At 39.4% G+C, this 13,385-nt stretch carries 15 protein-coding genes and 2 pseudogenes; all 17 read right to left on the reverse strand.

From position 1 onward, the window contains the following. Positions 1 to 568 (reverse strand): AAA family ATPase (locus B9J78_04785; protein MBA2124235.1); only part of this gene is annotated, 568 nt, incomplete at its 3' end. 3 nt (positions 569 to 571) lie between these two features. Beyond that, on the reverse strand, positions 572 to 1,102 hold the full coding sequence (locus tag B9J78_04790) for a heat-shock protein Hsp20 (GenBank protein ID MBA2124236.1): 531 nt from the start codon (positions 1,100 to 1,102) through the stop codon (positions 572 to 574). Positions 1,103 to 1,106: 4 nt separating this feature from the next. After that, positions 1,107 to 1,498: pseudogene (locus B9J78_04795) on the reverse strand (hypothetical protein). Between the two features lie 20 nt (positions 1,499 to 1,518). Continuing rightward, a complete protein-coding gene (locus B9J78_04800; GenBank protein MBA2124237.1) occupies positions 1,519 to 1,851 on the reverse strand; it encodes a hypothetical protein in 333 nt (110 codons plus the stop codon). Positions 1,852 to 2,005: 154 nt separating this feature from the next. Further along, on the reverse strand, positions 2,006 to 2,290 hold the full coding sequence (locus tag B9J78_04805; protein ID MBA2124238.1) for a hypothetical protein: 285 nt from the start codon (positions 2,288 to 2,290) through the stop codon (positions 2,006 to 2,008). A 21-nt stretch (positions 2,291 to 2,311) separates the two neighbouring features. Next, positions 2,312 to 3,214 (reverse strand): gas vesicle protein GvpN, encoded by a 903-nt coding sequence (locus B9J78_04810; GenBank protein ID MBA2124239.1) that lies wholly within the window; start codon positions 3,212 to 3,214, stop codon positions 2,312 to 2,314. 64 nt (positions 3,215 to 3,278) lie between these two features. Then, a pseudogene (locus B9J78_04815) lies at positions 3,279 to 3,497 on the reverse strand (hypothetical protein). 12 nt (positions 3,498 to 3,509) lie between these two features. Then, a complete protein-coding gene (locus B9J78_04820; GenBank protein MBA2124240.1) occupies positions 3,510 to 4,097 on the reverse strand; it encodes a hypothetical protein in 588 nt (195 codons plus the stop codon). A 111-nt stretch (positions 4,098 to 4,208) separates the two neighbouring features. Continuing rightward, positions 4,209 to 4,883: a hypothetical protein gene (locus B9J78_04825; protein MBA2124241.1), complete on the reverse strand. Its 675-nt coding sequence runs from the start codon at positions 4,881 to 4,883 to the stop codon at positions 4,209 to 4,211. 116 nt (positions 4,884 to 4,999) lie between these two features. Next, positions 5,000 to 5,206 carry a gas vesicle synthesis protein GvpA gene (locus B9J78_04830; GenBank protein ID MBA2124242.1) on the reverse strand — a complete coding sequence of 69 codons (207 nt, stop codon included), beginning with the start codon at positions 5,204 to 5,206 and terminating at the stop codon, positions 5,000 to 5,002. 793 nt (positions 5,207 to 5,999) lie between these two features. After that, the gene (locus B9J78_04835; protein MBA2124243.1) at positions 6,000 to 6,680 is read right to left on the reverse strand and encodes a hypothetical protein; all 681 of its coding nucleotides are present in this window, start codon (positions 6,678 to 6,680) and stop codon (positions 6,000 to 6,002) included. Further along, entirely contained in the window at positions 6,647 to 8,998 is a 2,352-nt protein-coding gene (locus B9J78_04840) for a hypothetical protein (GenBank protein MBA2124244.1), read from the reverse strand. The genes B9J78_04835 and B9J78_04840 overlap by 34 nt, the downstream gene beginning before the upstream one ends. Beyond that, positions 8,967 to 9,899 (reverse strand): hypothetical protein, encoded by a 933-nt coding sequence (locus tag B9J78_04845; protein ID MBA2124245.1) that lies wholly within the window; start codon positions 9,897 to 9,899, stop codon positions 8,967 to 8,969. The genes B9J78_04840 and B9J78_04845 overlap by 32 nt, the downstream gene beginning before the upstream one ends. Beyond that, positions 9,853 to 10,494 (reverse strand): acetyltransferase, encoded by a 642-nt coding sequence (locus tag B9J78_04850; GenBank protein ID MBA2124246.1) that lies wholly within the window; start codon positions 10,492 to 10,494, stop codon positions 9,853 to 9,855. The genes B9J78_04845 and B9J78_04850 overlap by 47 nt, the downstream gene beginning before the upstream one ends. Positions 10,495 to 10,590: 96 nt before the next feature. Then, positions 10,591 to 11,328, reverse strand: coding sequence for a hypothetical protein (locus B9J78_04855; GenBank protein ID MBA2124247.1), 738 nt, complete (start codon positions 11,326 to 11,328; stop codon positions 10,591 to 10,593). After that, complete coding sequence (locus B9J78_04860; protein MBA2124248.1) at positions 11,313 to 11,912, reverse strand: hypothetical protein; 600 nt, start codon at positions 11,910 to 11,912, stop codon at positions 11,313 to 11,315. The genes B9J78_04855 and B9J78_04860 overlap by 16 nt, the downstream gene beginning before the upstream one ends. A gap of 30 nt (positions 11,913 to 11,942) precedes the next feature. Beyond that, entirely contained in the window at positions 11,943 to 13,379 is a 1,437-nt protein-coding gene (locus B9J78_04865) for a hypothetical protein (GenBank protein ID MBA2124249.1), read from the reverse strand. Between the last annotated feature and the right edge of the window lie 6 nt (positions 13,380 to 13,385).

The following is a 13,385-nucleotide window of genomic DNA, read 5'->3' on the forward strand; positions in this document are numbered from 1 at the left end:
CGATATCCTCATAGGAAATTTTTGCCAATACCTCTTCTGGTTTAGTCTTTGTCTCTAGCCTAAGTAAAGTATCAGGGCTTATCAAAACTACACCCTCATTGGGAATGGTATCCAATACTTTAAAATCGCAGTGCCTTGAGCCAAAAAAGGTAGCCCTGATTCTATCACCAGCTACAACCGGAAGCCCAGCAATGAGTGAGCCGAGGTATTGAGTATCTTTATCTCTTTGCAGTAAACTGGATAAAGTTAAAGGCGAAAGCGTGATTTTGCTGGCAGGTTTATAGTCTACCTTACTAACCTTTACCTTTTCATCTAAGCCTACTTGGGCATTTTCCCGGGATATTCCGTCTATCTGAATTATGCCCTTACCTCTATCTTCGGTATAACAGGGCATTACTTTTGCTGGAGTTTTTCTTTTGCCTTCTATTTCTATAATGTCGCCTACCTCTATTTCAAGAATTTTCATATCTTCAGGGTCTATCCTTACAATAGCCCTTCCTACATCTTTTGCTAAAGCCTCTTTGACTTTCAATGTTAAGGTATCTTTTTTTAATCCATTTAATGCCATTTATCATTTCCTCATTCTAACTTCCAAAATACCGTTTTTATAACTTGATGTAAGAGTCTCCTGTTTAACCTTTGTTGGAAGCAAAATTTCTTTATGATATTTTCTATCACCCGTTTTTGCTGAAATATCAAGAATGTCTCCTTTTAAATCTAATTTTATATCATCTTGATTTACCCCGGGCATCTCAGCATAAACTCTTATTTCATCTTTCTCATCAAAAACATCAACAATCGGCTCTCTTTCCTCTTCAACCTTGGGCCCTTTGGGAGTTTTTTTGATGTTGCCAAAAGGCTCAACAATGGGTTTTCCGCTTACTGCTGTCTTGATAGAAAAACCAAATACCCCTTTCATGCCTTTTTTAAGATGGCTCAGGTCTATCTCGCCCTCTTTCTTAATCTCTCCACCGGCTTCTGTTAAATCTGCGGCAAGGTCAACTAACTTCTCAATGCCTTTAAATAATCCCCCTAAACTTAATTTACCTATTCCAAAATCAATGTCTAATCCTTCTCTTTTTTCCTTCTCTTTTTTTGCCATATTGTTAGTTCCTCCTTGCCACCCCTATACCCTTGCATATCAAACAGGGAAGCGTCTTACCGCATTCCCTGCCTGTTCCTTTACACGCAAGGACAGCCTTTAATCCGCGAAGTCCCTGCGCTCACAATGCCTTTTCCCCTACAAACGGTACAGGTAAGGGTGGTAGTCCAATGGATGTTTCTTTCCCCTTCCATTACAAAAGGCACAGAGCACAGCCGGTGCATTAATACTCACGATTCCTTCTCCCCTACAAACAGGGCATTTGATTCCTTTTACACCGGTTAAAAATCCGCCTCCTTTACAAAAGGCACATTCGAATACCTCACCTTCAATGACCTCATTCTTTCTCATCATCCTGCCGCCCCTCCACTGATATGTCTTCCATTCAGTCTCCATAATTTGCCTCTCCGTCAATTTCAGTAACTCAATCCCATCTTCTTCCATTTTTTTTCTCGAGATTCTGTTTCCTTCATAACTTCTTCTTTATACCCAGTTCGTTCTCCTTTTTCCTGCCGGTCTGCTTTTTCTAATACCTCCATCTCTTTTTTTATATCTTCTAACCTTTTTTGAATCCCTGCCTTTCGCTTTTCCAAAATGGCATCTTCTTTCTCTAACCGGTCCTTTTCCTTCCGGAGCATATACAAATCTAAATAGGCAGAACTTGCCACTCTGGGTATAGAACGCTTACCCGTGCTGTGCATACTCCCGACATTTCGAAGACCGTCTATATCACTTACGCCTCTTGGCATTCTTCACCTCCAAATATTAAGAGTATCGAAATTGAATTGACATTGATTAAAAAATCTCCTCTCACCCCTCTTTTACAAAGAGGGGAATTCCTCCCTTTGGCAAAGGGAGGTTAGGAGGGATTTTATAAATACGGTCGTTATTATTTCGAGACAGTTAATCACCAAGATTCCTCGCGGAGTTTATCCTGAGCCCTCCCCTGAGATTCTTCGTCCCGAAAAGTCGGGACTCAGAATGACAGAAGGCGAAGGACTCGGAATGACACTTCGTGTCACCTTGCGGCTCTTCTTCCTGTAATAAGAACGCTTTTTTAGCACTCGCCCCCACAATCTTCAGCTCAACCAGCTGGCCTTCTTTAAGCTCTACTTCTCGCTGAATATTGCCGGGAAGTTTTATTTTCCCATCTTTATCCACCCTGGAAAATGCCCGCATAAGAGTCATTTGATCATCCTCCTTCAATGATTAACTAGATTTTTCAACCAACTCTTTTACAATCTCTTTAACCCTGGACTGATTTGTCTTTGAGCCAACCCTGCTCGTCTCAGAAGCCAATATATCCTGGCACATCTGCATAAATGCACCATTAGATTTGGCAGGGGTAATATTTTGAACCTTAAGGGTCTTTGCAATCATAATGCAACCCCGAATGGTTGGGGCAAACTCACACTTTCCAGATTCCCTCAAACCCCGGACAATATTTACTATCATCTCAGCATGTCTTTTAGAGAGTTTGGATTTTGCCCGCGTGATAGCCATTTCCGTATCATAGTCAAAGTGGTCTAAATCCATTGTTATCATCCTATCTCTTAAAGCGTCCTGGCTTCTGTGGACACCGGCATATTCCTCAGGGTTAGAGGTGAAGATAGCGGTGAAATTTGGATCAACTCTCAGATATGGTTCCTCGCCGCCTCTTCCCACTGGCAAATCCATCATCTTCTCCTGTAAGATAGAAAGAAGGATGTTATTTGCCTCTGGACGTGAGCGAGTAAATTCATCATAGATAAGAGTAAATCCATACTTACAGGCAATGGTCAGGCGATTATCAACCCAGCGTTTCACCATGTCCTCTTCTGTCTTCAAAACTCTGGAGACAAAACGGTCTATAACTTTTCTAATCCTGTAGCCGTATTCACCACCGACAAGGTCAGAGGTTGTAAACTCTTCATCGCCATGAATCATTACCACCGGTCTTTTAATCTTACTGGCTATGTGCATAGCCAACGTCGTCTTGCCAGTCCCGGAAACCCCTCTGAAATGGACTGGGAAATCAGCCTTGATATAGGAAAGGGCTCTGTTTGTAATATCCTTTATATAAGGAGTCTCCACAAAGTCTGGCAGAGGACTTGGCTCCAATACTGTAGTCATCTCATCAATCACCTTCTTTTCTTTCTTCTCAAAGTTTTCTCTTGCAGAATTGAATCTATCCATCGGTAACCATTCCTTTGCCATTGCAGACTGTGCAGGTAACTCGGGCATTATGAGGATAAATGCCGGTGCCCTGGCAAAAAGCGCACTTGATCGCCGGCTCTATTACCTCAACCTTACCTGTGCCTCTGCAGACCTGACAGGTGGCAAGTTCAGAGAGTAAATCAAAGGGGTCTTTGCCTGTGCCTTTACAAAAGACACATTTTATCGCAATCTTGCTCATATTCTTACCCCTCTACTTTTTCTTTTTTTTCTTTTTTTTCTCCTTAACTGCCTCTTCAACTGTAGTTACTTCTGCACCATATTCAACAACCGGCTTACCTCTTCTCTTTGCCATGGTAGCAGTTAGAGCTTGCCAATTAGAAGCCATCTTTTCTTTTTCGGCGACCATCTTTTCTCGTTCATCTGCAAAACCACCTAATAATTTCTTGGTTTCACTGACAACACCTGCTACATACTTAACTAACTCTTTCTTGAGTTCCTCGCTCATATCAGCATGGGCATCAGAGAATTCTCTAAGTTTATCAGCAACATAGGTTTCAATCTCTTTTACTTCCTTAGCAAGTTTATCCTTAAGTTCTTTTGACATCTTGCTACGGTCCTTCTGAAAACCATTTAACATTGAACTTACATCGTTAGTCAAATTCACAGCGAAATCTGCCAAGTTCTTTGCTTGCTCTTTGCTCATTTTTCCCCTATCAACTGCAAAGCTTTTAAGTGTCTTCTGGACATCACTAACTAATTCTCCTATCGCCCTTACCCGGCCATCATAAGAGGCAACAATATCCTCACCTAATTTTTTGATATCATCTGCTATTCCCATTTTGCATTCCTCCTTTCAAATTTTAATCAAACACATTAAATAAAAATTTTTATTTTCGCTCAACTAAGTCCTTAAATCAAACCTTGGCAACTTCTTCTTTCTCTCTGACCTTCACCCCCCTTCCACTTTTTTTTCAGCCATAATAGCTGCCAATCTATTCCACTTAAGAAGCCCATCTTGGCGTTCTTTTCTAGATTCATCCGGGCTTGTTTTAACTTCTCTTGTTTTAACTTCTTTTGCCCGCTCAATCTGTTTTGACCGAATATCTTTTAGCATCGCTTTAAATTCCCTAATCCGTATGGCTTCTCCTTTATCTAAAAGGCTGCGCAGTGATTCGGCCATCTCTCTATATTCTGTTTGAAATTCCTTTAACATTACACTTACTTCACTCTCTCTGGCTTTTTGCCTGGCCTGAATATCCTCAAGCATCTTTTTAAAATCACTTATTCTTACCTTTTCTTCGCCCTCTGTCAGATTCCTCTTAATAACTTGCGCTATCTCTTTCTGTTCTTCAAAAAAAGTCTTTAATAAATTTCTTACCTGTCTTTCTTTTTCATCCTGATGGTAAAGGATATCTTTCATCATATTATCAAAATCTTTTTTTCTTAAAGACCCTCCTCTGGCAAGAGTTTCTTTGAGATGCTCACTCATTTCATTTTTTTTGTTCTTAAAATCCTCTAGGAGCTGGTGGGTACTATCTATGATCATGGCCACTGTAGAGATTCTAGATTGATAAGAAGAAACGATTTCCTGAGCAACTCTTTTCAACTCTTCGGCAATTTCCATAATCTTACTCCCCCATAACCTTTTAATTTTTCTAAAGCAAGGAAAGGAATTACTTGGCGAACCATGCTTTTCAAGGATGACTCGGCAAGAACCCCTTTTTCGGCCTTATCCTTATCTTAGGCGGCTGTTGCAGTCAATCCAATCGCTTCAGCATACTTCAGGTAAGTCTCAACTGATGCGACAACTACTCTTGCCTCAATCGCAAGTAATTCAATACCCACTAAAGAGACTCTTACCCAAGCGTCAACAACCACGCCCTTGTCCAGGATTCGGTCAACAACCTCTACCAAACTACTGGAACCAATCGCTTTTTCTACTGCCATGATTTTCACCCCCTTTCGTTTTTAGATTCCGCTTTTACACGGGTGAGGAGCGGTAAACCTCAAAAATCCATTCCTTTGCCGCCAGCTATTTACTATTGGGCGGAATCCCGCTATTCGCGGGAAAAAAGCTTATTCAAAAACTTCTCTGCTTTTTCTTTTGCTCCCAATCCGAAGGAAAGAGCGAGGATCAACACTAATCCGGCTAAGATGATATCCTTAGGAGCCATTTGCGTTGTAGCTATTTTTTCATCTTTTGGACAAAATTTTCAACTTCTCAATTTTGCCAATCTATTTGATACCCTATCTCGTCTGTGGAAATCTATCTTTTAGTCGCTTTTTGATAATTTTTCTGACACACCCCTCCTGTCCCCACTTCTTTAGTCGGTTCTTGCCCGCTGGCATGGACGCTCACCTACTGGATTAAACATAACGGCTGTCTCTCTAAAATCCTCAATGAGCCGCCTCAAACTATCGGCGAATGCAAACAGGCTATTGTTTCACTTCCTTCAAAACAACAAAAATAAATCAAAATATAAAAAAATAAACCCAGAGCTGTTTGTTGCTTCCCTATAATGCAACAACTCTGGGTTTTATATTCTAACACCTTATTGTTTCCAAAAATGTCAGTAAGGTCGGTTGTATTTGTTTGTTTGTTTGTTTGTTTGTTTGTTTGTTGTACGCGACATTTTAGCCTCCGTCCTGCTTGCGTGCAACGCACAGGCAGATAAGTCCTGTGAATATTAGTATATTATATATAAATTGAATTTTGTCAAGTGTTTTTTTTGAAAAAAAATTAAATCTTTTTCAGTCCCCTGTACTGTCTTATAAGGTTGATAGGATCTATATATGAAAATATTTCTATAAACATCCGAGCTTCTTTTTCTAATCCTTTTACCAGACCAAACTTATGAATTTTAAGTGTATTCTTACCTGAACAGTATGTCCATAAAACTTTTTTATTATACTTCTGCATAAACCTGTTTATTGCAAATTCAATCTGATACCCCCGCACGGGATATTTAAAAACATTTTTCAAATCAGCCCTTTTGATGATTCTTAAACCCGAGATTAAAATATCAAACCCCGTGATTTTGAAAAAGAAAGGAGAATGTGATTTCCTTAATATTAACATATCTATATTGCTATTTTGAAATGTGTTTATGGCATTTTCAATGTCTTCGACATTCACGCCTTCTATATCCGCATCTAAAAGAAGTATATGCTCCGCACTTGCCCGGTTTAATCCCTCCCTTATTGCACCTGCCTTACCTATATTATTTTTATTTTTAACTAATGTTATTAAAGGAAATCTGTTTTTTATTTCCTGATATGTAAAATTTACGGAGCCATCATCTACACAGATTATCTGCAACAGGCTTTTGACCTTTTGCAGCTTTTCCAATATGTCCAAAAGCGTCCTGCCTTCGTTATAGAAAGGTATTATGCAAGAAGTTTCTTTAAAATATTTTCCCATTTGCTTTCCCTTGCCCTTGATAAGGCATTTGCGGCAAGCCGGCTTCTTAGGTGTTCATCTTTATAGATTTTACGCATAGCCTGTGCAATCTCTTCTGAGTTTTTGGCATCAACTATAAGTCCGGAATTATGGCTTGTTACGATATCTACAGGTCCACCCTTGTTAGAGACAATTGCAGGAAGACCGCTTGAGTGCGCCTCTAAAACTGCATTACCGAATGTATCTGTCATACTGGGGAAAACAAACACATCCGAGCTTGCATACGCCGCAGAAAGTTCCTCTCCTTTTAAATAGCCCGTAAATATAATATCGGGAAGGTTAAATCTTGCTTTTAATGTGCCAAGAAGAGGCCCGTCTCCCACTATGATAAGATGAATATCGTGCAGGTCTTTTTCAATATCCGTAAACGCATGCAAAAGATTTTCAATATTTTTCTCAGTAGATACCCTTCCTACATAAATAAATTTAAAACCGCCGTTTATTCCATACCTTCCCCAGAATTTAGCATCTCTTTTTTGTGGCGTGAACCTGCTGGTGTCCACCCCCCTTTCAAGTATATCCAATTTTGCCTTTTCAAACCCTTTTTCGACAAGAAGGTCAAAATAAAATCTACTCGGCACAAATATTTTTTTCATATATCCGTAAAACCACAGCATATACTTCCATGCTAATCCTTCCATATGGTCATCATCGGTAAGATGGTGGACATATTGAGGAAAATCAGTGTGGTATATCCCTTTCAAATCTATGTTCAGTAGATGCCCTGCAAGCAGACCTACAAGTCCCACGGGTCCCGGGGTAGAGACAATGATTTCGTCAAATCCCTGCTTTTCCACAAATTCAAGCATCGTCAAAAACGGCGGAAAAACTATTTTTTGCGATTCATATTCCGGAAGATTGAACACGCCGACAGGTTCAAAATTATATAGAGGGAAATCCGCCTCAGGCTTTTCGGAAAGTGATGTGCATACGGTTATCTGCCCATCCTTTCCCGCAAGATTGGCAAGCGTGGAAATAGTGCGCGAAACACCGTTAACATCGTCTAATGTATCGGTGAACCATACCTTCTTGCCTTTATTGGCCTTTTTTCCGTCGGGGAGGTTGAAATGATTTTCAAAAGATTTTAATAATTTATTATCCTTGTGTTGCGCAAAAAATGCGGTTATATATGGCGCAAACCCAAGAGCAACGGGACCTATGGATGAAAGAGATTGAATGCTTTCGACAAGCCTTCCCTTTTCAATGTTTTCGATAAAATGCCGCGTAAAGGCAAAACCTAAATTATGTCCTATTGACGATGCAATATGAAAATGATATTGATCCTTGTCCTCCGTCGGAGCAAAACCTGTTTTTTTGGGTGATGCAAACCCGTCAACCAGTATTTTTTCTATATCCGTAAGGTTCCTTTTTTTCCTTGATGTAAAAAATCTTACCACCGGTTGAGGAATATAGAATTTAGATGTCTGCTTTTCGTCATGCCCGGCAAACCTGCCAAGCATTTTTTTAATCGGGTCTATCTTGTGCCCGTTGCCCGAAAATTTACTACAATAATAGCCGTAGGCAATACGGTAAAGGCTATGGGCGAGTGTTAAACTTGAACCTGATATTCCCTCTTCTTTGTGTCTTCCTTCTCTTAAATCTTGAAGAAAATCAAAAACATTGGATGACCTGTCAGTGGAGGTGCAGGATTGTGCAATATAAACCCCGCTGTGGTCATCGCTTCCGCCTGTAAAAAATTTTTCCCATGCCTTATCCGCGACGCACAGATTATATCTGCCTGCCATTTCTTCAATTATTGCCGGGGTTAGATTTTCAAGAATTAACCTTGTTGTCTGATTTAAATATTGATTGCGGGCGCCGTTTAAAACTTCAAACCTTTTAAATAAAAGTATCAACTTTTCAACATTTTGCAGGGTAAGCTTATCATTTACGGAAAGAAGCGGGTGGGCAACGGAATGGATTATATTGTTTTCAAGCATATATTTCCGGAGTTCATAAATATTCCCGCGGATTTTTTGTATCTGCTCAAACTGCCTTTCTGTAATCCCCATCACAAGACAGTGTATCTTACAGTTATCTTCCGGGAAGTATGTGGTAATCTCAGAAGAGATAAACACACCCGGAAGGTGTGCTATTTCAAGTGCCCCCGATATACTGTTGTGGTCGGTTATTGTTATATAATCCATCCCCTTTTGCTTACAGGTTTCATATATTGCGGAGGGTTCCACGAAGCTTTCAGACGCACCTATGCGGCGTAAAAACCATTCACTGGGTCTGTTTGAATATTTACTGTGTATATGCAGGTCCGACCTTGACATTTTTAAGCACTCCTATGGACTTTTTTATGTAATCCGAATACATCCCTCTTATCTCAAGCATCCATATACCCGTATAACGGCTTGAAAGAACATTTACCACATCTGCAACAGGTATGCAGCCCCAACCCGGAGGCAGGTGTAAATCCCCCAATCCTAAAGGAACCATCTCCGAAAAATTATTCTCGTAATAACCGGAGGGCTTCCCGAAATTATCGTGGATATGGATATAACCTATAGAGTCTTTAATCTTTTTTATTGAATCTAAAAACCCAAACCCATAAAAATTTGATGATACAAAAAGATGCCCTATGTCAAGTGCTATGGATACATTTTTGCAGTTTATGTTCTTAACCTGATTATAGAGCACATCCAATTTTTCCGCATACCAGTCAAAACATTGAGGAACAAATGCAGGCATATTCTCAATGCATATATCTATATCTTTATATTTTTTTGCAATTGTTTTTATAACCCCCGCCTCTTTTTCAAGAAGTTCATTTTTTAATTTTGCGGATAGGATTTTATAACGCTCTCCGGTTTGCTGCTCCGATATAAACTTACCGGGGTGATAAACAACGATATTAGAACCCAGAAGATATGCAAACTCCATCGTTGAATATAAAACAGCCTTATGGGTTTCGGGCTGATTTTTATCCATTACATCCAACGATAAAGGGCAATGGACTGTGTACTCAAAATCAAAACTGTGCAGCAGATTTATCAGGCGACCGGCCTGGGTTTTATCAATCTGTCCGTTTCTTATGACATCCATACAGTTGACGGGAACTTCTATGTATTTCAAGCCAATTTTTTTTAAAAGCCGCAAATCCTGCTTTAAGGCTCCGACATTACCGTTAATCCTTGCCTGACTTATCTTTGCTCCGATTTTCATATTTTTCAATGAACGAGGTTATATCTAGGAAATCTTTAAACCTCTGTTTAATGTCTTCATATCGCCAGTCCCACCATTTTATTTTTAAAAGTTTTTCAATTACATCATCTGAAAATCCTTTTCTTATGGGCTTTGCGGGAACGCCAACCGCAACCTCGTATGCTTTAACATCTTTTGTTGCAACAGGGCCCGCTCCTATCACGGTTCCGCTTTCTATATTTACACCCGGCATAATTATCGCACCATGTCCTATCCACACATCATTCCCGATATTACATATTTTCAACCTTCTGGCTTGGAAAAAATCCGCGTCATCCTGCACATCAAAACCATACTGCCGTCTTCTATATGTAAAATGGTGTTGTGATACCCTGTACATAGGGTGGTTGCCCGGGTTTATTCTGGTATAAGATGCAATTGAACAAAACTTTCCGATATTAGAGTAGATTATTGAAACCCCTTCCATCGCATAACTGAAATCTCCAAATATCGTTTCTTCTATGACACAATCTCTGCTTATTTCAGTCCATACACCCAGATTGCTATTTATAATTTTTGCGGATGAATTTATTGTAGGTTTTTCAGAAAGGATCTTTTGGCACACTAAAAGTTATAAATAAAAATTGTTACAATATCGTGGAGGTTTTGTGAAGTTTTTGTAAATTTTCCGCTGATTTACCATAAATAATAAAAGCACTTCTTAATCAATCAAATCTTTTTCCCATTTTTCTGCATAGGGCGAGGGGTTGTTTCGGATGATGGATGTAAAACCGTTGAGCGTTTTTCTTGCGTCTGCGATGGGATAGTAAAAGGCGTCCCAGTTTTCGCTATCTTCTCCGTCAGAATTGGGTATAATGTAATCAAAAAGATACCCGTATCTTAATTCTTCATAGGCGCTTTTTGCTCTTTTTTCAATATTTTCGAGGTCTGCAACGGAAAGGATGCCTTTCTGTTTCTGTGTTCTTCTTAGAAGTTTTCTTCGCATTATATCGGTTACAATTTCAGGAAGTGCAATTGTGTTGATACTTTTGAAAAACTCTATCTCCTGTTTTGACAGAGGCGAGATAAATATGCTTAATTTTTTGATGCTTTCCAAAGAAGGATGCCTGATAAACATTGCTCCGATATATGCATTGCCTTCAAATACAACATCGCCTGTTTCAAAACTATTCCGCAGATGTGCAATGTCGACAGCCTGAAGGTCCCCACGCACATCCATAACAATAAAGTCCGGTTTTTGTTTAAGCCCTTCTATGAAAGAGCGGGTTCTGAAATGAAAGTTTATCCCGTCTTTTTCACCCGGTCTTGGAGAGCGGCTATTATAAAGAACAACCTTTTTTATTTCTTTTGAAATCTCGGGATAGAATTTTTCAAAAGCCCTGTGCAGGGGGCTCTTGCCGACGCAGGAAGGACCGCTTAGAATTATAAGCCTTGGCATTCGCTCTCCTTTATCAAGCCGATAGAAAAACCGAACTCTTTTTCAAAAAGGTCTTTTTTCTTGTTAAATCCATATATATCCGTATCAGATACATCGCCCTCGATAATAAAAAGCATCTTACCGTGTTGTTTTTTTATCCTTATATCTTTTACGCTACTTGTATGCCCCCTGTCTAACCCATCTGCAATTCTTAAGATACCGGAAAGTTTTCTTACCCAGTCTTTTTCCTGTTCCGTTAAACCTGAGTATGTTTTGTGTTTCGGGTCCGGCAAAGACTTTGTATGATACCTTGAAATATTTGCTATCAGATTTCTTTCCCGTTTATCAACATACTTAAAATCTATATCCCTTATCATTCTTTGGGAAATTTTGTTATGTCCCGCAACCGATACGGAAAGCCCGACATCATGAAGAAGTGCCGCTCCTTCAAGAAGAAATCTCGAATGTTCGTCAAGTTTGTGATGGCCTTTCAAAATATCAAAAATTAAAAGTGCCAGCCTTCTTACCTGGAGGCTGTGTTGCAATTCAGGTGTAATCTCTTCCGCCTTGCGTTCAATTTCTTTTGTCTTTTTGAGCAACTGCATAATAACCCCATACTAAAAACTAAAAAGGAACTATGTGACGGACGCCGGTTGCGGCAATTCCATCCCCTCCTTGACATCAGTATCCATCTTGTTCCATAGTTTTTTAAATTCCGCGTAAAAAAATTGGATATACGGAAGGGATATATCCATACACACTGGCATAATTTCGTTGATATTGGACTTCCAGTACGCTCTCTGCTTTTTTTTATTTTTTAAATCAAGAAATCTGGTTGAATCAAGCCTGTCCGAGAGTTTAATGATTTTTGCTGGCTCTCCGTTTTGCTTTATTTTTTCAAGATATTGTTCCACACCCTTTTCTTCTGCATCTTCCTTTGTTAAAGCCCAAACAATGGATGCAACCCTCGGACCATAATGCTGTTCTATGCTTTCCCTTCTTGCAACGCTTCCCTTTGTTTCAAGGGTATCGTGCAAAAGTGCAGCAGTTATAATTTCAGCGTCCTGCATCCTTAATTCTTCGGTAAGGATCAGCGCCGTTCTGAGCGGGTGAATGATATGAATATTTTTTGCATATTCAAGCGCATCCTTTACCTCTTTAATCTCCTGCTTGTTTTTTATATCGCTTAACAGCAATAAAAATGCGGTCTGGAAGGACATCGGGTCCGCAATGTCGGGAAATATCACGAATTCCTTCTGGTATGAAAGAATAACATTCAGTTTTTCGGTGAATTCTTTGGATAAATCCAGCCTGGCTTTATTCAGTCGGCTAATACTTATTTCCCCTAACAGGACAAGGGGTCTATCCTGCAGACTCTGTGATTTCATTAGTTCAATTATTACATCTATATCATGTATATTGCCCATTACCTGCTGGAGTGAATGTTCGTCATCAAGCACTTTTTTGGTTATCCAGGGGAAAAAAACCTGTGCCACTTCGGATGTGTATCTTAGTTTTTTTAATGCAATCCTCATTCGATGGAATGCTTTTATATCGGTATCCGCTTTCTGCCTGTGGGAAAGAAATTTCTTGAAAAGGTCCGTAAGAATTATCTTTATCTGTCTGTGGACATCCATATCGGCGATGGATAAGAATATCTTTTCAATGTCTATCTGTTGCATAAAGTCAGGAGGGAAGGATTCTATTGCGCCTCTCGTTTTCTTTTCATCTTTTCTTATTTTTTTATCGATCTTTACGGTGCATAGCCTTACAAACCTGTTTTTTCTAATGAATATTTTATTTATAATCTCTTGCTGGATGTACAAATCTCTCAGGCTCCCCATAGGATTCATAATACTTTTTAGAGGTTTTGTAATGGATTTTTTTATTTTTACGGCGGGAAACATTTTAAGAAGGGAAAATATTGACTGTAGCCTTCTTATGGAAACCCTTAAATCATGCAGGGAATCGGCGGTCACTTCCGTTTTAACGCTTTCAAATTTTTTGTTAAAATCCTGTGTCCTCTCGTTAAATATATCTTCAAGCATTTTCAGGTTTTTATCTTTCTGCATGTTTAA

It is taken from the genome of bacterium Unc6 (assembly GCA_013626165.1).
GTDB classification, from domain to species: domain Bacteria; phylum Omnitrophota; class Gorgyraeia; order Velesiimonadales; family Velesiimonadaceae; genus Velesiimonas; species Velesiimonas alkalicola.